Raw genomic sequence first — 21,762 nt, 5'->3', positions numbered from 1 at the left:
AATTAAGCATAATGCGAAGTATAAGTTGGTTTGCTATCTTCTTATAGGATGAATTGTCAACAAAGTTATTAACATGTTATACATAGAAAATAGTATAAAAAGAAAAGAGGTGAGTTTTAGTGAGAGTTTGGTACTTGTTATATACTCTCTCACTAAAGATAATTTATGAAATTTAGCTTAAATCAGTTTTTAATGGCTATCTCACTTGCGCTTGATTTTGTTGAAATAGATATAAGAGGAAGAAGTACAAATCATGGTAAAAGAGTTGCATACGCATCTTTAAGAATAGCTGAAAAAATGGGGTTTAAAAATAAAGACTTATATGATATAGTTTCACTTGCTATTTTACATGATAATGGTATATGTGAGGCAAGCAGTAATAGCTTGAAAGGCGAAATAAATGAAGAAGAACATAGAATAGATCACTGCATAATAGGGGAAAATAATATCGTGAATTACCCATTTTTAAAGAAAAGGAAAAATATAATAAGGTATCACCATGAAGCATATGATGGAAGCGGATTTTATAGGCTTAAGGGATCTGAAATTCCGTTAATATCACAAATTATATTTTTTAATGACTATTTGGAAAATAAATTTGAACTTGATAAAATAGATGCTAATAACAGAAGAGAAATATGTAATTTTGTAAAAGAGATGGGTGGAAAAATATTTAATCCAGAAATATGCAGCATATTTTTAGAAATATTGAATAATGAAAGTTTTATACTAGATTTGAAAAATAATTTTATAGATATGGCATTAAATAGCAGAATGAATGAATTTTATTTAGATTTAAGTTTAGAGGAAATACTTAATATAACTGATGTTTTTTCAAGAATAATAGACTCAAAGTCAAAATTTACGAGAAGGCATTCTAAAGGAATTGCAGAAAAAGCTGCTACTATGGCTGATTATTATGAGTATGATAAAGAGCAGAAAATAAAGCTCATTATTGCTGCTAATTTACATGACTTAGGCAAGCTTGCTATTCCCAATAGTATACTTGACAGTCCTAAAAAGCTTACTGAAGATGAGTTTTATATGATAAAATCTCATACTTATTATACTAGAGCAGCTTTGTCACAAATCAATGGTTTCGAAGATATAACAGAATGGGCTTCAAACCATCATGAAAAATTAAATGGTTTTGGCTACCCTTATGGAAAAAATGGAGACGAGCTAGATTTTAATTCAAGATTAATGGGGTGCATAGATATCTATCAAGCGCTTACAGAAGAAAGACCATATAGGAAACCTTTAGAACATGATACAGTTATGAGTATAATGAACGATATGGTACAAGGGGGATATATAGATAAAATTATAGTTAAAGATATTGATTTTGTTTTTTCAAAATAGACATGCATTGAGAATATTGTCTTAAAATCATTTTTAGCTGGTATATTTATTTTTTAAATGAGTTATGTTATAAATAAAATTTTCATGCTTTTTAAGCTTTAATTAAAACTATCGAAGTAAATCGTTATTCTTGACAAAGTAGGTGAATGGTGAGAAAATTTTATTAAGTTTAATATATTTTATCTCTGATTGTAGTAAATGTATTAACTCTAGGAAGTAGTAGTTTGAGGAAAAAAAGTTGAAGAAGAAGCAGTGAAGGCTATTGCCATAGTTTGTTCTACAGGGGAAGGAACAGCTTTGAGATTAAAAGAATTGGTTGAAAATATTATTCTAAATACTAAAAAAGTTCAAATAGAGGTTTTCATATAAGTGCGGCCAACATTGGAGATAGTATAAAATAATTGTTTCTGTTGGAGTATAAACCCTAAAATCAAGGGACCTTTTATTTCAACTGAAGAATTAATTGATGGGCGTTGAGAAGAAATACTCGTGAATATAATAGAAAGTAAAAGTTTTTCTGTGGAAACAAAGCATGGATTAAAGTATAATGGACATCTAAAAAAGCTAAATATAAAAAGACCAATATAATTAAAGAGTTAAATGTAATATAAAAAAAGCTTTAAATACAGCATTAACAGATGAGGGAATATTTTATTTAGCAGAAGAGATTTGATAAAATTCAATAGCTTACTTTTTAAAAGCACAGGAAAATAATAAATGTTTAATATTATTTTTCTGTGTTATTTTATTAATGCAAATAGGGAAAAAATTTTTTCTATACACTTACTTGGCACAATAATTGTTGAAAATAATGGTAAATAGGCATCATTTATAAATTGGAGGTGCAAACATGGTAGCAATAATAGTTGGAACTCATGGAGATTTTTCACAGGAGATATTAAAATCTGCTGAAATGATATTTGGAAAGCAAGAAAATGTTTCAGCGGTTACTTTTAAACCAGGTGAGGGACCTGATGATCTTTTAAAAAAATACAAAAGGGAAATAGAAAAATTAGACTGCAAGGATGGAATACTTTTTATGGTAGATTTATTTGGAGGAAGTCCGTTTAATGCAGCAAGTAGAGTAGTTACTGAAAACAAAAACATGGATATAGTTACTGGTGTTAATTTGCCAATGCTGCTTGAAGTATATGGTGCTAGAGCTTTTTCTAATGTTAAAGATTTGGTAAACATAGGGAAAAAGGCAGGGAATGAAGGAATCAAATCCTTAAAAGAAATTTTTTTACAAGAAAATGATGAGGAAACATTATAAAAAACTAAATGAATGGATTACAAATGAACATTAAATATTATGTACGAATGTAGATTTATAAATGTTATACTAAATGATTGTTAATGCGCCAGTCCCTTTTGTTTTTGTATTTATAATCAATATAAATACATGTATTTACATATAAGTAATAACAATGTATAATTAGAGTAAAATTAGTAATTTACTAAATAAAGGGGGATCAAAATGAAAAAAATTAAAAAATGTCTGTGTTTCTTACTTGTTTTGACTATTTGTATGATAGCTAAACCTAACTATTTTGTTAATGCTGAGACTATATCAACTAATAATATTGATTTATCAATCACGTTCAGTAATCATAGTATTAACTATGATGTAGAAAAACTAGTCACCCAAAATGGTGGACAAGTTCTTTCTGAATTTCCCGAAATTGGTGCTCTAAAAATTAAATGTAGTGATGCGTTAGTACCAAAGATTTTAAATTGCGAAGGTGTAGATTCTATTTCTCCTTCACTAGAAATGAAATTACCATCTGAAAAGGTTGTAAACTATAATGAAGAAAAGAGTGTTTCAAGTGAAACTGCAGATTTATATGAAAAATATCAGTGGGATATAAAAAAAGTAACTAATAATGGAGAAAGCTATAAACTTGGAACTGGAAATCATAATGTAGTTGTGGGAATAGTAGATACAGGCGTAGATGAGAATCATCCTGATTTAAAGGCAAATATATTGGGTGGAGAAAATTTTGTGCCATCTGGATACAATGGTGATAATACTGAAACGGGAGATAAGAATGACATACAAGATAGAAATGGTCATGGTACTCATGTAGCTGGAACAATAGCAGGAAACGGAAGGATAAAAGGTGTTGCTCCTAATATTGGAATTAAATCTTACAGAGTTTTTGGAAAAGAAGATACTACTGATACATCAATTATAGTTGCTGCCATAATTAAAGCGACAGATGATGGAGTTAATGTTATTAGTTTAAGCTTAGGCGGTTATGGATTAAAAGGAAAATGCTTTTGGAAAAACCCTCAGACTGGGGAGGTAAAAAGAGTAGGAAATGACTTAGCAGATATGGAGATATATAAGCGTGCTATCCAATATGCTATAGATCGTAATGTAGTTGTAGTTGCAGCAGCAGGGAATGAAGCGCTAAATTGTCATGATAAAAAAAGCGTTACAAACTATATAAATAGTACGACTACTGATAAGTCATTTACTTATGAAGGATTAGGATATGAATTGCCGGGAACTGTTAAAGGTGTTATAGGGGTTTCAGCTGTTGGACCAACTAATAAATTAGCTTCATATTCTAATTATGGAGAAAACTTTGTAGATGTAACAGCACCTGGTGGAGATCTTTTAAATGCTGATGGATCTGATTATTATGATTTATGTTTAAGTTCATACATTAATGGAGGATATGCTTTTGCTGCGGGCACTTCTATGGCAACTCCAAAGGTTTCAGCTATAGCAGCACTTACAATATGTAAATATGGCAATATTGGACCGAAGGAAATATCTAAAAAAATATATAAGAGTTGCGAAAAGTTAGATAATGACCCTTCTGGAGAATATTATGGGCATGGGTTAGTAAATGCTTATAATTTACTAAAATGATGAAGTAATAATAGCAGAAATACTGGATTTTAAGCATGGAAAAAGCCAACCGAAAGGGGGGCTTTTTTGTGTGTGGCAATATAGGTTGTATTTAGCTTTAGTGATTGCAGCGTTGTTTTACGGTCTTGATTATGGCGCATTATATGAATATTTAAAGCATAATGTACTTGTTAATACTTCTATAATATGGTAACATTGGTATCGGATAAATATATAAATGAGGGATATATTAATGAAAAAAGATATGATTACAATCTTTTTATTATCATCTTTGCTCATTTTATTATCAGGGTGTAATACTACTGAAGCAAGTATAAGTAGGAGATGCAGTTCAAGGATTACAGAAAATTCAAGTGTAAGTTTTTCAGCACAAAAAGGTGATAAGATTAATATTAAATATGACTCCAAGGTTGAAAAGGGAGATTTAGAAATACAATTAATTGATATAAATAAAGATGTAATAAAGAACTTTGAGACAAATTCAAAAGGAAATAGAAAGATAAAAATAAATAAAACCGGAGAATACATTCTTAGAGTTAGCTTAGATAGATTTAAAGGAAATGTTAATGTGAAAGCCCAAAAATAAACTTAAGAAAGGAATGATTGATATGGCAATTGCAGAGGCTACAATAGTACCTGTTGGAACAAGTTCAACAAGTTTAAGTAGTTATGTTGCAGCTTGCGAAAAGGTGCTTCAGGATGAGACTAGAATAAAATATGAACTTACTCCAATGGGAACAATTTTTGAAGGAGAGCTTGATGTGATTTTAGAGGTTATAAGAAGAATGCATGAGGTTCCTTTTGAAAATGGAGCTAAAAGAGTAGAAACTTACATAAAAATTGATGATAGAAGAGATAAAAAGTCAACTATGAGTCAAAAACTAAACTCTGTTAGGGAGAAATTAAAGTAATTAATGAAAAAATAGTGCTTAATGTAAGAAAGGGAATTGGAAAGTTATTATTTGATTATATAGAATAATGGAATTAGATTTATAATTGAATTGTCTTAAAAAATAGGTGTTAAGTTAATAGCGCCTATTTTTGCTTTCGCATTATATTATTTATGTGCAGCATTTGGAATATTAAATAAAATTAATAAATCTAAGTGATAATTTTAGGAGAGTGCTTACTTAAGGTTCTAGAAGGATAATGGGTCTAAAGACCCAAACCCTTTATACATAAAGAGAGCATAACATTTTATTAAGAAGGATAATGGGTCTGAAGACCCAAACCCCTTATATATAAAGAGAGCATAACATCTTGTTAAGAAGGATAATGGGTCTGAAGACCCAAACCCCTTATATATAAAGAGAGCATAACATTTTGTTAAGAAGGATAATGGGTCTGAAGACCCAAACCCCTTATATGTAAAGAGAGCATAACATTTTGTTAAGAAGGATAATGGGTCTGAAGACCCAAACCCCTTATATATAAAGAGAGCATAGCATTTTGTTAAGAAGGATAATGGGTCTGAAGACCCAAACCCCTTATATGTTTACTTCTTTGCAGTTATTTTTACCCAGGAATCGTTGTAAAACTTTCTGGTATTTCCGAGATCTGTGAATACTTCGGAATTTTTGAGAGAAGCATCATCTGGATAAGAAGCTTTGTTATTTTTTTCTTCATTTTTTAAGAGAGAATAAGTGGCTTTATTAGGTGTTCCATAGCCAATATAATCTACATTCTTTTTATTGACCTTTGCATCGAGCAAAAAGTTAAGAAATTTCTCGGCTGCTACTTTATTTGAAGCGTTTTTGGGAATTACCCAGCTGTCAAACCATAAATTTGTACCTTCCTTTGGTATCACATATTCAAGTTTTCCAGGCTTTTCTTTCATAAGCACAGCTGCATCTCCAGAATAAATAACTCCAATTGGTTTCTCGCCATTTCGTAAAGAATCCTTTATTTCGTCACCTATATAAACTGGATTCATATTTTGTTTTTGCTTTATAAGCTCATCTGCTGCTTTATTAATTTGTTCTTTATTTGTGGAGTTAACAGAGAAACCTAAACGCTTGAGTGAAACACCTATAGAGTTTCTCATGTCATCTGACATGAAAATTTTGCCTTTATATTTTGTGTTCCAAAGTATATTCCAACTATCTATTTTATCTTTAATTTGAGTCTTATCATAGATTATTCCTATAGTTCCCCACATATATGGCACTGAATATTTGTTTTTAGGATCATAGTTTAAATTTTTATATTTGCTATCTATATTAGAATAGTTAGGCAGATTTTTAAAATTAATTGGTTGTACAAGATCTTCTTTAATCATTCTGTCAATCATATAATCTGATGGGCAGATAAGATCGTATTTATTTGTGCCAGATTTTACTTTTTGGTACATTTCTTCGTTGGTTGAAAAGGTTTGATAGTTTACCTTTATACCTGTTTTTTGTGTGAAATCTTTTATTATACCTTCATCGATATATTCTCCCCAGTTAAAAACATTAATGGTTTCTTTAGCTGAACCTGGTTTTATGCTGCAGCCCGTAAACATTGAAACAATTATCATTAGTGCAGCGGAAATTGATATGATTTTTTTTATATTTTTCATTTCTTTTCCTCCTTAGATAAAAATTCTTTCCCATTTGCAAGGAACAATAATATTAAGATGGTTAAAAACATCAGCGTAGATAATGCATTTATTTCCGGACTAATACCTCTTCTTGCCATGGAGTATATTTCAATTGAGAGGTTAGTGACATCATTTCCCGTATTAAAAAAGCTGATTACAAAGTCATCTATAGACATTGTAAAAGCGAACAAAAAACCAGCTGCTATGCCAGGTTTTATTTGCGGTAATATTATTTTTCGCATAGTATATCTTGGTGTAGCCCCAAGATCTAAAGAGGCTTTCACGATATCTTTTGGAAGCTGCTTAAGTTTTGGAAGCACAGATAATATTACATACGGTGTAGAAAATACGATATGTGATATGATCAGTGTAATTAACCCAAAAGGTATTTTGAAAAATATAAAGAGTGTCATTAAGGATACAGCAGTTACAATATCAGGATTAAGTACTGGTATATTATTGAAGTTTAGTATTGCCTTTTTTTGTATTCCAGACACCTTGTCTATGGATATTGCACTTAAGGTTCCAAATATTGTTGATGTTATTGACGAAACTATAGCAACAAGAACTGTATAATAAAGTGCAGTAAGTATTCTATCATCACTTAACAATGAACTATACCATTTTAGTGAAAAGTGTCCCCAGTTTGAGGAATATTTTTCTGAATTAAAGGAAAATATAATTAAGAAAAATATTGGGGCATATAAAAAAATATAAACTAAGGTTAAATAAAATTTTTTCATATATTTTCCTACCATAGACGGCCACCTCCTTTAACATCTTCTGTATTATCAAATCTTGAAAGTATGGCCATTGAAATTAATATTATAACCATCATTAAAATTGATATAGCAGATCCAAAATACCAGTCTCCAACCGTTGTAAATTGAGACTCAATAAGGTTACCTATAAGCATAAACTGACCACCGCCTAGGAGTTTGGATATTACAAAGGTTGAAACAGCAGGCATAAATACCATGGTTATACCAGACATTATTCCTGGTATGCTTAAAGGAATAATTACTCTTTTAAAAACAACAAATCTATTTGCGCCAAGATCAGAAGCAGCTTTTATTACATCCTTATCTATCTTTATAAGAACTGTATATATAGGAATTATCATAAATGGAAGAAAGTTATATATCATGCCCAGTATAACTGCTGTATTTGTATATAGAATGTCCACTTTAGAAATACCTATAAAAGCAAATATTTTATTTATTATACCGTTTTTGCCTAAAATTGACATCCAAGCATAGGTTCTTAATAAAAAATTCATCCACATAGGAATTACAAGTAAAAGCATTAAAATATTTCGTGTTTTAATTTTAGCTTTTGAAACTATATAGGCAGCTGGATAACCTAAAAGAAGGCATATAATTGTAGAAATAAGTGCTAATTTTATGGAGTTAAAAAATACTAACATATATAGGGAATTAAATAATTTCTTATAATTATCTAGTGTAAAGATTCTGTCACTATTTGTAAGGCTGAAATATATTACGAGAAAAATAGGAACAACTATAAAAATTATGCTCCAAATTAAATAAGGATATTGAGATAATGAAGTTTTCTTTTTCATTACTGGTTACAAGGCTTTCTCATAATGTGTATATCATCAGGAAATATATTTATACCTATTTCTTCTCCAATTATGGTATGTTTTGTATTGTGAATTATCCATATAGCATTATTTATCTCAACCTTAATTTCGTAGTGAACTCCTCTAAACACAACAGAAATAACTTTTCCCTGTAGTTTTCCTGTTTCTTTATCTGAAATTTTTATATCCTCTGGTCTTATTACTACGTCAACTTCTTCATTTTTATTGAAACCTTTATCTACGCAGTTGAAATTAATTCCATAAAAATTAACTTTATAGTCATCTAACATAACTCCATCTATGATATTGCTTGCGCCTATAAAATTTGCAACAAATTTATTTCTGGGTTCATTATATATATCTTCAGGAGTTCCAATTTGTTGTATATTGCCCTTATTTAAAACAACTATGGTATCAGACATTGTAAGGGCTTCTTCTTGGTCATGTGTTACAAATATAAATGTTATGCCAAGCTTTTTTTGAATGTTTTTAAGCTCAAGCTGCATTTCTTTCCTAAGCTTTAAATCAAGAGCTCCAAGTGGTTCATCAAGAAGTAAGAGCTTTGGTTCATTTACAAGCGCTCTGGCTATTGCAACTCTTTGTTGTTGCCCTCCACTTAAAGAATCCGTTGATCTTTTTTCAAAGCTTTCAAGTTCAACCATTTTTAACATATTTTTTACTTTTTCTTTTATAATTTTTTCTGGAAGCTTTTTTACTCTAAGACCAAAAGCAACATTTTCATAAACATTCATATGAGTAAATAATGCGTACTTTTGAAACACTGTATTTATTTGTCTTTTATAAGGGGGAGCAGAATTAATTTCTTTTCCTTCAAAAATAATTTTCCCGTCATCAGGTGTTTCAAAGCCTGCAATTATATTCAATGTAGTTGTTTTTCCACAACCGCTTGGACCTAAAAGAGTGATAAATTCATTTCTTCTTACTGCAAGGTTTAAATTATTGAGAACGGTATTGTTGTCGTATTTCTTGGTTATGTTTCTTAAGTTTATTATGATATCGCTTTCCATAATTAGTTTAAACACCTCTTTTGAAATATTAGAATGAAGGAGGAGAACTTACCCATATAATTTTGGCAGTTTTCTTCCCATGATTTAGTATTTGGTGATTTACATTGGCTTTAAAATAAAAACTCTCACCTGATTTAACCTTGTATTTTTTATTTCCTAGTTTGATATTTATTGTGCCATTTAAAACATATCCAAACTCTTCACCTTCATGAGGCTCATCTTCAGGATATTGTCCATTTTCATTAAGCGTAAGGATGACAGGTTCCATAGAATCCTTTTGAGAATTTGAAACAAGCCACATAAGATTGTACTTTAAAGCTTCATCTGAAGTTTCACACATATCGTCTTTTTTAAAAACTACTTTTTCTTCACAATCTTCTTTGAAGAACTCAGGTAAATTAGTTCCTAGGGCATCCAAAATATCTGTTAAAGTAGCTATGGAAGGTGAAGTGAGATCTCTTTCTATTTGTGATATGAAACCCTTTGAGAGTTCACATCTATTTGCAAGTTCTTCTTGAGTAAGCTGCCTTTCTATTCTAAGCCTTTTGATTTTCTTTCCTATTTCCATAATCCACCACACAATTATAAAATTTCGTTCATATTGATAGTATATGTAAACTTTAAGTTTAAATATACTAAACTTAACAATAAATAATTATACAAACATTTTTTTCATAAATCAATATTTAATTAGACTTTGAGAAAAATTTTAATATAGCGCATATTAAGGAAGGATGGTTATCACCTAAATCTGTAACAGTAAAAATATTTACAACATATTATGAGACTAAACATGAAGATAAATACTGCAATAATTAAGTAGTGTTGAAAGGAGTTTTGATAAGAAAATGACTACTATTGATCCCCAAAAAATACCTAAATTTATAAGTCAGTTGATTATTCCTCCAGTCTATATGCCTAAAGTTGTAAAAAAGGCTAGTTCTGGCGAAATAATAAGCCATAATTATATAGTTTATGTAAGTCAATTTAAAGAGCAAATACTTCCAGATGGTTTTCCAATGACCACAGTTTTTGGATATGGTGGTAGGGTTTTTAGTAAGATTACAGGTAAAATAATAAATAATTTTAGAAGAGCACCAGGAGCAACCTTTGAAGCTGTAAGAGGTGTAACGATGAATGTTCAGTGGATTAATAATTTAAATGGACCAAGTCTTTTGCCGGTAGATCCAACACTTCACTGGGCAGATCCTAATAATATAGGAATGGTTGAATCAAGTTCTGTTCCACCTTTTCCACCAGGACTCACTAAAGCTCAAATTCCAGTTCCAATTGTTACTCATGTTCATGGAGGAGAAAATAGTTCAGTTTTTGATGGGCATCCGGATGCATGGTTCACTGAAGGAGAAAATAAAATTGGAAGTGAGTTCATAACATCCCTTTATAGATATCCAAATAAGCAAAACCCAACTACATTATGGTATCATGATCATACTCTTGGAATTACAAGACTTAATGTCGTTATGGGATTGGCTGGATTTTATATAATAAGAGATCCTAAAAATCCACTTGATATTCCAGGGAAAATACTTCCGGACAAAAGGCATGAAATTCCACTAGTAATTCAAGACAGAACTTTTAATATAGATGGTTCTTTTAATTTTCCTAATGTAGGAATTAATCCAGATATTCATCCATATTGGCAGCCAGAGTTTTTTGGAGATACAATTATGGTAAATGGCAGAACATGGCCTAATTTGAATGTAGATAAAGGAGAATATCGTTTTAGAATATTAAATGGCTCAAATGCTAGATTTTATAATTTCAAGTTTTCTAATGATATGGAGTTCTTTCAGATAGGTAGTGATGGGGGATACTTAGAAGAACCAGTAAAACTTAATTCTATCCTTCTTTCACCAGGAGAAAGAGCAGATATATTAGTCGACTTTTCAAAAATAACATCTGGGAAGAAGCTTATACTTCAAAATACAGCGAATGCACCATTCCCAAGTGGTGAGGTTCCAGATTCAGATACCGTAGGAAAGATCATGCAATTTACTGTTTTAAATTGCCGACCAATTAAGAAATTAAAGCTTCCTAAAAAATTAAATGTAATTCCGAAACTTACACCAGATGTTCCTAAAAGAACTTTAGTTTTGTTTGAAGTTGCTGGTGAAAATGGTCCGCTTGAGGTCCTACTTAATGGGCAAAAATGGTCAGCACCAGTTTCTGAAACCCCAGTAGTAGGTTCAACAGAAGAGTGGGAAATTGTAAATCTTACTGGAGATGCACATCCTATTCATTTGCATTTAGTTCAATTTCAAATTTTAAATAGACAATTATTTAAGGTTGATGATTACAGCACTAAATGGCTTGAATTTAATGGAGAGCCACCATTAAATCATCCTACTGTTGTTCTTCCAACTGAAGGATATCTTGTTGGAGATCCGATTTTGCCTGATGGGAATGAGGGTGGATGGAAAGATACTATTAGGGTAAACCCTGGAGAAGTTACTAGAATTGTAATTAGATTTGCACCTCAATACGCTGATCCAGATTTAGTTAAGCCTGGAGTTAATATTTTCCCATTTAATCCATCCTCAGGACCAGGATATGTTTGGCATTGTCATATACTTGATCATGAAGATAATGAGATGATGAGACCGCTTAAAATTATTACGAAGTAATACTGCTTTGCAACATTAAAAAAGTTCTATAAATCGTTCCTTCAGCAGTACAAGGAAAAAATTTCTCCGTACCTACGGAATTTTGGGTGTGAACTTGTCCACTGATTTATTGATTAACAGTGATTATAGAGTGTTTTTCGTAGGGAACCGGAGAAAAATTTACCTTGCATTTTCGGTTTAGCGAAGTAACAGTATTGAAGAGATGATTTAAATGAAAGCTAATAAATCTTAGGTGATAATTGTTAAAAGGCTTAGAAGTTTCAATCTGTTTGAACGATAGCGAGTTATTGAAACTTCTTAGAATTTTGACAATTATCACCTTAGATTTATAGTTTCCATTTAATATATCAAGATACTGTTACTTCGCAATACTTTTAAATTATAAGCGTTGGTGGGGCATAGACCCTTGCTTTAAGTTCATTATCTAGCAAATACAATCCTTTAGGGTCGTTACCGAATAATTCAAATTTTTTCATTAAATCTTCCGAGTTTTTTTCTTCTTCTCCTTGCTCTTTTATGAACCAGTCTAAGAATTGTGTGGTTCTAAAATCATTTATAGAAAAAGCAGCAGAATATATTTTGTTAATGCATTCGGTTATTTTTTGCTCATGTTTAAATGTTGCTTCAAGTGGTTCATAGAAGGTCTCAAATTTTATATCAGATGAGTTTATAGGTTTTAAATTAATTTTTTCACCATTATTGAGCATGTATTTAAAAAATAACATAGCATGATCTTTTTCTTCTTGCACTTGAACAAAAAACCAATTTCCAAAGCCGTCAAGATTCTTGTTCATAAAATAATTATAAATATCAAGATAAAAATATGAAGAATAAAATTCAAAATTAATTTGATCATTTAATAGAAACGATATTTTTTCATTTAACATAATATTCACCTCCATAATTTTTAAAGAACACAAAACTATATATGTTATACATAATTTTAAACAAAAAAATAAAAAAAGGCAAATTATATAGCAAAATTCGGTAAAAAATATTATATTTTGATGACTATTTATTTAAGATTATATCCTAAAATATTAAAATTATTTGTAGTATAATAAAAATATATTTATGTTTAAGAGGTGCAGTATGATTAGAAAAATTGATGATTTAGAAATGAATAACGATATTATTGAAATGCTTAATGATTTTTCGGAATTAAAGGAAGTAGAAGGGATTTTATTAGCAGGGTCACGTGCAGTTAAAACAAACGATAAATTTTCAGATTATGATGTGTATGTTTATTTAAGCAAAGATATATCAGTAGATGAAAGAAGAAAAATAACTGATAAGTATTGCAGTTATATGGAGTTAGACAACCGGTTTTGGGAGACAGAAGATGATGGGACATTAAAAGAGGGCAATGTTCAAGTTGAAATAATATATAGAAATTTAGATTGGATTAATGATTCATTAGACAGGACTATTGTAAAATGCGAAGCTGATACTGGATATACAACTTGCTTTTGGTCAAATATAAAAAATTCAGTTATATTATACGACAAAGCTGGCAAGTTAAATAAGCTGCAGGATGAGTGTGCAGTACCCTATCCAAAAGAATTAAAGGAGAATATATTAAAGAAAAATTATCCTTTACTTAAAAGTAAAATGCCTGCCTATTATTATCAAATTGAAAAAGCGTTAAAAAGAGATGACTTTATAAGTGTAAATCATAGGATAGCAGCTTTTTTTGCAAGCTATTTTGATATAATTTTTGCTGTAAATGAAATGCTTCATCCAGGTGAGAAAAAGTTACTAAAAATTATAAGAGAAAGAGATCTTAGAGTTCCAGTAGATATGGATTTAAATGTAGGTAATATTTTGAAATTTTCAGCAGCAGGTGACTTCAAAATATTAGAAGAAATAGACTTATTAATCAATAATTTAAATGCATTTTTAAAAAAAGAAGGCTTATGGAATGAATGGATGAAATAAAGTATGAATATAAATGATTTAATATTTTGCATTCATTATTGTAATAAAAGAGACTGTACAGATAAAGATAGATTGCTAAAGACAATTTCTAGAAAAATAAATCACCATGAATTTATTCTTATAACTGGAGGAAATGGCAGCGTTACTATTTCAAATAAGATGTATAAGGCAGAGCAAGGAATGCTTTTATATTTAAAACCTGATATTTTTCATTGCATTAAACCAGATCTAAATGATCCATTAAATTTTATATCAGTTCATTTTAGTTTTACTAATGTAGAATTTGACAACAATAAGTGGAAAATAAAGTATGAAAAAGACGATTTGCCATTACGAGAAGTCCAATTTTTAGATAATTATTATAGTATTAAGAGTTTAATGAGAAGTATGCTAGAAGTTTGGTATGAAAAGTTTCCAGGTTATGAGTTTGTTTCTAAGACAATGTTTCAACGAATTTTATTTAAAATTTTTAGATCTGTAGAAGTAAGGTCACCAAATTATTCAAATTCTTTAAAGATAAAAATAATTATAAAATTTATGACAGATAATATAAATAAAAAGATAACTTTAAGTGAATTATCACAGCTTGTAAATTTATCTCCAACATACTTATCAAAGGTGTTTAAAAAAACTACGGGTTATTCAATAATTGAGTTTTTTAATAAAATGAAAATAGATAAGGCTAAAGAACTTATTATTGAGGGAGATAAAAAGATAAAGGAAGTTGCAGAAATTGTTGGATATAAGGATGAGTTTTATTTTAGCAGAATATTTAAAAAAATAGAAGGAATAAGTCCAAAAGAATTTTGTGGCAAGAATGTCCATGAAGTTTAATATATTGCATGGTATTACTGGAATTCAAGGCTTATAATTTGGATATAATTTTCATATATTTATTTTACACAAATGAAGGAAGGGATTATATCCATGAAATTATGGAGAAGGAATTTGGTGGTTTGCTGGGTGGGAATGTTCATAACTGCCATTGGAATGAGTCAAATTGCACCTATATTACCTTTATACGTGAATCATTTAGGGGTACACAATACTAATAGTATAGAACAGATATCTGGAATTGCTTTTGGAGTCACATTTATAGTGTCAGCAATTTTTTCACCAATATGGGGTAAAGCAGCAGATAAGTTTGGAAGAAAACCTATGCTTTTACGTGCAAGTCTTGGTATGTCGATTGTTATAGGTTCTACTGGTTTTGCAACTAATATATATCAGCTTATAGGACTTAGGCTTTTGCAAGGAGTAATTACCGGCTATACTACAGCATGTATAACATTAATTGCAACCCAAGCAGATAAGGAGCATGCTGGATGGGCACTAGGAACCCTTTCAACAGCTTCAGTTTCTGGAGCATTGTTAGGTCCGATAATAGGTGGTTTTATAGATGAAGTAATTGGACCGCAGGGTGTTTTCTTTATAACAGGCAGCCTTATGGTTGTAGTTTTTATAGCAACTTTAATATTTGTAAAGGAAGATTTTAAACGTTCAGATAAGAAGGTTATGAGTGCTAAAGAGATCTGGAGCATCTTGCCCGATAAAGGTATACTAATAACAATGTTTATAACTGCTTTTGTTCTGCAATTAGCACTTTACTCAATAGAGCCAATAGTTACAGTTTATATTAAGCAGTTGTCACATGATGGTTCTCATGTGGCATTGATTTCTGGTTTAGCATTTTCTGCTTCAGGACTTGCAAGTATAATTTCTGCACCTAGGCTTGGAAGACTTTCTGATAAAATAGGAGCACGAAAAGTTATATTGGGCTCACTTATTGCTGCTGGAGTGTTTTTTATACCACAAGCATTTGTAAAGAGTCCATGGCAGCTTATGGGGCTTAGATTCTTATTAGGTCTTGCTACAGCTGGGTTAATACCATCTGTTAATACCTTGGTAAAAAAATTATCTCCAGAAGCTGTTACAGGAAGAATATTTGGTTATAGTATGTCAGCTCAATACTTAGGAACATTTGCTGGATCGGTATTTGGCGGACAAATATCCTCGCATTTTGGAATAAGAAGTGTGTTTTTTGTTACTAGTACCCTATTGTTATTAAATGCGTTATGGGTTTATGAAACGGTGTATAAAAGGTTGGCTAAAGAATATAACAATAAATACTTACCAAAATGCAGTTAAAGATAAAAAGAGATAAATATAATTTAATAATTAGATGAAGATGGTGATTATATGGATTTTAAGCAGCTTAATGCCTTTGTGACCATAAGTAAGCTCCATAGTTTTACAGGAGCAGCGAATATGCTTGGTTATGCTCAATCAACTATAACCAATCAAATTAAACTTCTTGAAGAAGAACTTGGTGTGAGGCTTTTTGAGAGAATAGGAAAAAATGTAACAATGACTCATGAAGGAAAAAGGCTTTTACCATATGCTAAGCAAATGTTAAAGCTATCCTATGAAATTAAAAATGTAGCAGTTAATGATGAAAAACCAACAGGTACATTGACTATTGGAGCGGCAGAATCCTTGTGTGTAATTAGACTTCCAGAAATACTAAAAGAATATAGGAGACTTTATCCGGAAGTTGAAGTATCTTTAAAATTCGGAAGTTGTGCCGATTTTAGACATTTTTTAAAGAACAACATAATTGATGTGGCCTTTTCTCTAGGCACTAAAATAGATTCAGAAGATTTTATATCAGAGGTTGAATTTGATGAGGAAATGGTGCTTTTAGCCTATCCTGGTCACCATTTAATAGGTAAAGATGAGGTGTTTCCCAAGGATATTGAAAACGAACCTCTTATACTAACAGAAACAGGCTGTAGTTATAGAGCAGCATTTGAAAATATTTTAAATGAGTACAATATAAAACCTAATCTTGTCCTTGAAACTGGAAGTGTTCAGGCTATAAAACAATTTACCATGAGTGGACTTGGAATAACACTGCTTCCTAAAGTATCGGTTAAGGATGAACTTGAGAGTGGAAGAATGATTGCACTTAATTGGGCAGGCCCTGAATTTGGAATTATATCTCAAATTTTATATCACAAAGATAAATGGATATCGCCAGCTCTAAATGCGTTTCTTAAACTTTCAAAGGATATAATAGGCAAAAATATTTAATGCATAGCATAGATGAACAACTTGAAACATAGAAATTATAATACACACTAAAATTAAAATGAAATTTATATAAAGAAATTTAAAGTATAAAAAAGACAGGCAAACTCCCATTATGGGGCGAATGTCTGTCGCGGTACCACCCAAATTATTACTTATGATTATAACGGCATTACCGGCACAACTTACTCTAAATAATTTCAGTCTGCAACTCTGGAGTGATTTTCAACAAACTTTAGCTTATGGGTTCCCACCAAACTCCCATTCTCTGAAAGCATATGTTTGCTTACTTGTCTCCGTCATCGTTTTTGTGTTTGCAATTACTATAATATAAAAAGTTTTTTATGTCAACAGAGAAAATTAAATAAATTTAATGCAAACTATGGAAAAATTCAATTAATTTAAAATTATATAAGATATAATCGTTTTCTTATTTTAAAAATGTTAATAAATACAATTAAAAACTTTCAAAATAATAATTTTTTGCTTAAAATTATGCTTTTTTTATACGTTTTTTTTGAATATAATGTAGAAAAAATAATTTTAGAAAAATAATAAAAAACTATTGACATTATACAACTATGGTATTATCATCATGTCATACACTAAAATTTGTTAAGTTGAAATTGAATTTATTATAGAGAAATAATTAAGGGTAAAATGAAAGATTATGTTCTGAGATTTTTGCAATTATCTAAGTAATCTTGTAATTTATCTTTGTTTTTATACCACAAAATATGAGCACATCTATTATTATTGCTTTAAGTAAAAGTTTGGGTGGTACCGCGCAGTTAAGATTCTCGCCCCAAGGAGAGAGTTTTGGCTGTTTTTTTATGCAATTTTTTAAAAGAGAGCTATTATATTGCAAAAAGTAATCATAATATTCAAAACAATCACAAAAAATTTAATATTCAAGAGGAGGATATATAATGAAAAGCGATTCTGTTAAAAGGGGAGTTAAAGCGGCTCCAGCAAGAGCATTAATGTATGGAATGGGGTATACCAAGGAGGAAATTGACAAACCGCTTATAGGTATTGTAAATTCTCAAAATGAGGTAGTTGCGGGTCATATGCATTTAGATGAAATTGCTAAAGCTGCAAAACTTGGAGTAGCTATGTCAGGAGGGACGCCTATGGAATTTCCAGCTATTGCAGTTTGTGATGGAATTGCCATGGGACATATAGGAATGAAGTATTCACTTGCCAGCAGAGAGCTTATAGCTGATTCTATAGAAGCTATGGCGATGGCCCATGGTTTTGATGGACTAGTTTTAATTCCTAATTGCGATAAAATTGTTCCAGGAATGCTTATGGCCGCTGCAAGACTAAATATTCCTGCAGTAGTAGTTAGTGGAGGACCTATGAGATCAGGAAAATTAAAAAATAAAACTTTAGATTTTAGTACATGTATAGAGATGGTTGGAACTTGTAGTGATGGAAAGATAACAGAGGAGGAACTTGAAGAAGAGACTAAAAGATCATGTCCAGGATGTGGTTCATGTTCAGGACTTTTTACAGCAAACAGTATGAATTGCCTTACAGAAGTTCTTGGAATGGGATTGCCTTTAAATGGCTCAGCTTTAGCACAAACTGGGGAGAGAAATCAACTTGCAAAATATGCTGGCATGTACGTAATGGATTGTGTTAAAAACAATAGACGACCAAGGGATATAATGACATTAAAAGCTTTTGAAAATGCTATAACAGTTGATATGTCCATGGCAGGCTCTACTAACACGGTGCTTCATCTTCCAGCAATAGCTCATGAAGCAGAAATTGAACTTAATTTAGATTTATTTGATGAAATAAGTAGAAGAACACCATGTTTAACTAAGCTAAGTCCAAGTGGAAAACATCATATGGAGGATTTGCATATGGCAGGTGGAATACCAGCCCTTATGAATGAACTTTGTAAGAAAAATCTAATTAATAAAGAATGTATGACAATTACGGGGAAAACCGTTGGGCAAACTGTGGAAAATTATAAAGTAGAGGACTATGAGGTCATAAGAAGTGTTGATAATCCTTATAGTAACAAAGGTGGAATTGCAATATTGAGGGGGAATATTGCAGTTGATGGCTGTGTTGTTAAGGAATCTGCTGTGGCAAAGGAAATGCTTGTACATGAGGGTCCTGCAAGAGTATTCAATTCAGAAGAAGAAGCTGTTGATGCTATATTTGGAGACAGAATAAATAAAGGGGATGTTGTAGTAATAAGATATGAAGGACCAAAGGGAGGTCCAGGAATGAGAGAAATGCTTTCACCAACATCAGCCATAGCAGGAATGGGACTTGATAAAGATGTAGCCCTTATTACAGATGGTAGATTTTCAGGCGCCACAAGAGGAGCAGCTATTGGACATGTATCACCGGAAGCTATGGAAGGTGGATTAATAGGTCTTGTAGAAGAAGGAGATACGCTCTTTATAGATATACCAAATAAAAAACTTGAATTAAAAGTAAGTGAAGATGAATTGAAAAAAAGAAAGCTGAATCATGTAAATCCAGAACCTAAAATCAAAAGTGGGTATTTATCTAGATATGCAAAGCTAGTTACATCTGCTAATACTGGGGCAGTACTAAAATAAGAAATGTTTTATAGAAAGAGGGCTAATTAAGTGATAGAAAAGATAAGTAAATTATGTAATAAGTATTTTGCACTTTTAGTAATTTTAGTTGCAGCAATAGGACTATTTAGACCTAGTACATTTTTGTGGGTAGTTCCAAAAGTATCGCTGCTTCTTGGAATTATAATGTTTGGCATGGGTATGACTCTTAAAAAAGAAGATTTTAAGGAAGTTTTTACAAGACCGAAAGATGTGCTCATTGGCGTAGTAGCACATTATATCATAATGCCGTGCATCGCATATCTTTTATGCGTTGCATTAAGACTTCCAAAAGAGATTGCTGTTGGAGTAATACTTGTTGGATGTTGTCCAAGTGGTACTGCTTCAAATGTAATGTGCTTTATTGCAGGGGGAGATCTAGCACTTTCGGTATGTATAAGTTCGGTTTCAACACTTTTAGCACCACTGTTTACACCTCTTTTAATACTTTTGTTAGCTGGAAAATGGGTATCGATACCAGTATTGGAACTATTTATTGATATTGCAAAAATAGTTATATTGCCAATTGTTCTTGGTGTAGTAGTAAATAAGGTTGCAGGAAATGCTTCTAAAGAAATAGTAAAGTTTCTTCCTATAGTATCTGTGGTTGCTATAGTTTTAATAGTTGGAGGAGTTGTGGGGGCCAATTCTAAAAAACTTATAACAACAGCAGCAATTTCAATAGGAGCAGTCGTACTTCACAATTTATTTGGTTTCTTATTTGGATATCTGGCAGCTAAAGTAATGAAAATGGATGAGGCTAAAAGAAGAGCAGTTGCTTTTGAAGTTGGAATGCAAAATTCAGCATTAGGAGTATCCTTAGCTATGAGCTTCTTTTCACCATTATCCGCTATTCCAGCAGCAATATTCAGTGTTTGGCATAATATTTCGGGACCAACTTTGGCTAGTTTTTGGGCAAATAAGCAAGTTTTCAATAATGTTGAAAATACAAATGAAAAAATAATAGAATAAAGAATATAATAATGTTATATAACTAAGTAAAGGATTTGACATGCAGTGCATTGTTAAATCCTTTACCATTTGTTGATTTAGTTAGCCAATTTAATTCTTTTCTATATCCGCTTTCCCTATAGGATATGATACCATACATAGTCAACAGGAATTTTTTCTGCTATGTGGTTTTAAATAAAGGCTTCTTTTTTGATTGCATAATTTATAATTAATTAGTTCTTGGAGTTTTGTATGTATATTCAGCTCACAAACAGTTAATGCATTATGGGTTAATGGTAGTATCCGTGTAACCAGTGACAAAGTAGGAATAAAAAAGCCGCACTACCTTTTGAGTTAGTACGTCTAGTTAGAATGTTATGATTTAATTTACTTAAATTTTTCTATTCACTATTAATAAATTTATCTAAAGATTGTTTTTAATATTTTCCTACTGGTGCTAAATAGATAACAAATTCTTCGTCATCATCAAGTTTTAAAAATTTATCCATATCTTTTTGCATATATGAAGCAATTGCACATGTACCAAGTCCAATACTTTCACAGGTAAGATATAAATTTTGACACATATGACCTGCGTCTAGTAATATAGCCTTATGTGCACTTATATTATATTCCCATTCTGAACGATAAGGGACACAACTCCATATAAATATTACCGCACCTTGTCCAATGAATTTTTGCCCAAATGTGTACTTGTTTAACTTTTCCATGTAATCTTAATCATAGAACAAGAAGATTAATTGATTTGTCAAGGATAGGAAACGGTAAATACCTTTTTCTATTCCGTCTACATTATTAATAACTAAATATGTTTTAAATGGGTGTCTTCCTTCTACTTCGTCTCTTTTTTATGCAGTTATAACTATCTCTATCTTTTATCAACAATTCATTTATTGAAGGTAAATTAATGATACTATCACTTTTATCTATGTTTTTTTTGTATTTGTGGATGTGGTATCTTTTTTTCCCTATCTGAAATATTGTCAGTTAACCCTATATTTGATTTTAAAAAATCTCTATAAGTATTTATTTCACTCATCTCTACACCTCTTATGT

At 30.9% G+C, this 21,762-nt stretch carries 20 protein-coding genes and 1 other annotated feature; of the genes, 13 read left to right on the top strand and 7 right to left on the bottom strand.

The genetic code is table 11. The features are described from left to right. Positions 1 to 165: 165 nt before the first annotated feature. From LQK79_RS10505 to LQK79_RS10485, 6 genes are all read left to right on the top strand, one after another. Positions 166 to 1,362 (top strand): HD-GYP domain-containing protein, encoded by a 1,197-nt coding sequence (locus LQK79_RS10505; protein WP_231016499.1) that lies wholly within the window; start codon positions 166 to 168, stop codon positions 1,360 to 1,362. Positions 1,363 to 2,212: 850 nt separating this feature from the next. After that, entirely contained in the window at positions 2,213 to 2,635 is a 423-nt protein-coding gene (locus tag LQK79_RS10500) for a PTS sugar transporter subunit IIA (RefSeq protein ID WP_231016498.1), read from the top strand. Between the two features lie 204 nt (positions 2,636 to 2,839). Beyond that, positions 2,840 to 4,243 carry a S8 family peptidase gene (locus LQK79_RS10495; protein ID WP_231016497.1) on the top strand — a complete coding sequence of 468 codons (1,404 nt, stop codon included), beginning with the start codon at positions 2,840 to 2,842 and terminating at the stop codon, positions 4,241 to 4,243. A gap of 70 nt (positions 4,244 to 4,313) precedes the next feature. Further along, positions 4,314 to 4,436 carry a hypothetical protein gene (locus LQK79_RS20875; protein ID WP_269144108.1) on the top strand — a complete coding sequence of 41 codons (123 nt, stop codon included), beginning with the start codon at positions 4,314 to 4,316 and terminating at the stop codon, positions 4,434 to 4,436. A gap of 39 nt (positions 4,437 to 4,475) precedes the next feature. Next, entirely contained in the window at positions 4,476 to 4,829 is a 354-nt protein-coding gene (locus tag LQK79_RS10490) for a hypothetical protein (RefSeq protein WP_053240926.1), read from the top strand. A 22-nt stretch (positions 4,830 to 4,851) separates the two neighbouring features. After that, positions 4,852 to 5,154, top strand: coding sequence for an MTH1187 family thiamine-binding protein (locus LQK79_RS10485; protein WP_231016496.1), 303 nt, complete (start codon positions 4,852 to 4,854; stop codon positions 5,152 to 5,154). Positions 5,155 to 5,738: 584 nt separating this feature from the next. Here LQK79_RS10485 and LQK79_RS10480 read toward each other — a convergent pair. From LQK79_RS10480 to LQK79_RS10460, 5 genes are read right to left on the bottom strand one after another with little or no spacing between them, the layout of a single operon-like run. Beyond that, positions 5,739 to 6,803 (bottom strand): ABC transporter substrate-binding protein, encoded by a 1,065-nt coding sequence (locus LQK79_RS10480; protein WP_231016495.1) that lies wholly within the window; start codon positions 6,801 to 6,803, stop codon positions 5,739 to 5,741. Further along, entirely contained in the window at positions 6,800 to 7,582 is a 783-nt protein-coding gene (locus tag LQK79_RS10475; protein ID WP_231016494.1) for an ABC transporter permease, read from the bottom strand. The genes LQK79_RS10480 and LQK79_RS10475 overlap by 4 nt, the downstream gene beginning before the upstream one ends. Next, entirely contained in the window at positions 7,576 to 8,406 is an 831-nt protein-coding gene (locus LQK79_RS10470; RefSeq protein WP_231016493.1) for an ABC transporter permease, read from the bottom strand. The genes LQK79_RS10475 and LQK79_RS10470 overlap by 7 nt, the downstream gene beginning before the upstream one ends. Then, entirely contained in the window at positions 8,406 to 9,455 is a 1,050-nt protein-coding gene (potA, locus tag LQK79_RS10465) for a spermidine/putrescine ABC transporter ATP-binding protein (protein WP_053242665.1), read from the bottom strand. Before potA ends, LQK79_RS10470 begins: the two co-directional genes overlap by 1 nt. Positions 9,456 to 9,483: 28 nt before the next feature. Continuing rightward, positions 9,484 to 10,023, bottom strand: a complete 540-nt coding sequence (locus tag LQK79_RS10460) for a helix-turn-helix domain-containing protein (protein ID WP_053242666.1) — start codon at positions 10,021 to 10,023, stop codon at positions 9,484 to 9,486. Between the two features lie 280 nt (positions 10,024 to 10,303). On the opposite strand from LQK79_RS10460, the gene LQK79_RS10455 reads away from it, so the two are divergent. Further along, a complete protein-coding gene (locus tag LQK79_RS10455; protein WP_231016492.1) occupies positions 10,304 to 12,100 on the top strand; it encodes a multicopper oxidase family protein in 1,797 nt (598 codons plus the stop codon). Between the two features lie 374 nt (positions 12,101 to 12,474). On the opposite strand, the gene LQK79_RS10450 is transcribed toward LQK79_RS10455, so the two are convergent. Continuing rightward, positions 12,475 to 12,987 carry a ferritin gene (locus tag LQK79_RS10450; RefSeq protein ID WP_053242668.1) on the bottom strand — a complete coding sequence of 171 codons (513 nt, stop codon included), beginning with the start codon at positions 12,985 to 12,987 and terminating at the stop codon, positions 12,475 to 12,477. Between the two features lie 205 nt (positions 12,988 to 13,192). On the opposite strand from LQK79_RS10450, the gene LQK79_RS10445 reads away from it, so the two are divergent. The 6 genes from LQK79_RS10445 to LQK79_RS10420 all read left to right on the top strand — a co-directional run bounded on the left by LQK79_RS10445 (position 13,193) and on the right by LQK79_RS10420 (position 20,706). Next, on the top strand, positions 13,193 to 14,038 hold the full coding sequence (locus LQK79_RS10445; RefSeq protein ID WP_231016491.1) for a DUF4037 domain-containing protein: 846 nt from the start codon (positions 13,193 to 13,195) through the stop codon (positions 14,036 to 14,038). Between the two features lie 3 nt (positions 14,039 to 14,041). Then, the gene (locus LQK79_RS10440; RefSeq protein ID WP_231016490.1) at positions 14,042 to 14,872 is read left to right on the top strand and encodes an AraC family transcriptional regulator; all 831 of its coding nucleotides are present in this window, start codon (positions 14,042 to 14,044) and stop codon (positions 14,870 to 14,872) included. 93 nt (positions 14,873 to 14,965) lie between these two features. Continuing rightward, on the top strand, positions 14,966 to 16,186 hold the full coding sequence (locus LQK79_RS10435; RefSeq protein WP_053242671.1) for a multidrug efflux MFS transporter: 1,221 nt from the start codon (positions 14,966 to 14,968) through the stop codon (positions 16,184 to 16,186). 51 nt (positions 16,187 to 16,237) lie between these two features. Continuing rightward, positions 16,238 to 17,131 (top strand): LysR family transcriptional regulator, encoded by an 894-nt coding sequence (locus tag LQK79_RS10430; RefSeq protein WP_053242672.1) that lies wholly within the window; start codon positions 16,238 to 16,240, stop codon positions 17,129 to 17,131. A gap of 110 nt (positions 17,132 to 17,241) precedes the next feature. Next, positions 17,242 to 17,440, bottom strand: a binding site (T-box leader). Between the two features lie 617 nt (positions 17,441 to 18,057). Continuing rightward, positions 18,058 to 19,716, top strand: a complete 1,659-nt coding sequence (gene ilvD, locus LQK79_RS10425; RefSeq protein WP_231016489.1) for a dihydroxy-acid dehydratase — start codon at positions 18,058 to 18,060, stop codon at positions 19,714 to 19,716. 30 nt (positions 19,717 to 19,746) lie between these two features. After that, a complete protein-coding gene (locus LQK79_RS10420) occupies positions 19,747 to 20,706 on the top strand; it encodes a bile acid:sodium symporter family protein (RefSeq protein ID WP_053242673.1) in 960 nt (319 codons plus the stop codon). Positions 20,707 to 21,122: 416 nt separating this feature from the next. On the opposite strand, the gene LQK79_RS10415 is transcribed toward LQK79_RS10420, so the two are convergent. Then, positions 21,123 to 21,416, bottom strand: coding sequence for a SagB/ThcOx family dehydrogenase (locus LQK79_RS10415; RefSeq protein ID WP_053242674.1), 294 nt, complete (start codon positions 21,414 to 21,416; stop codon positions 21,123 to 21,125). Positions 21,417 to 21,762 lie beyond the last annotated feature (346 nt).

It is taken from the genome of Clostridium guangxiense (assembly GCF_021043395.1).
In the GTDB taxonomy this organism is placed as follows: Bacteria; Bacillota; Clostridia; order Clostridiales; family Clostridiaceae; genus Clostridium_S; species Clostridium_S guangxiense.
This window is presented reverse-complemented; position numbering and strand designations above follow the sequence as displayed.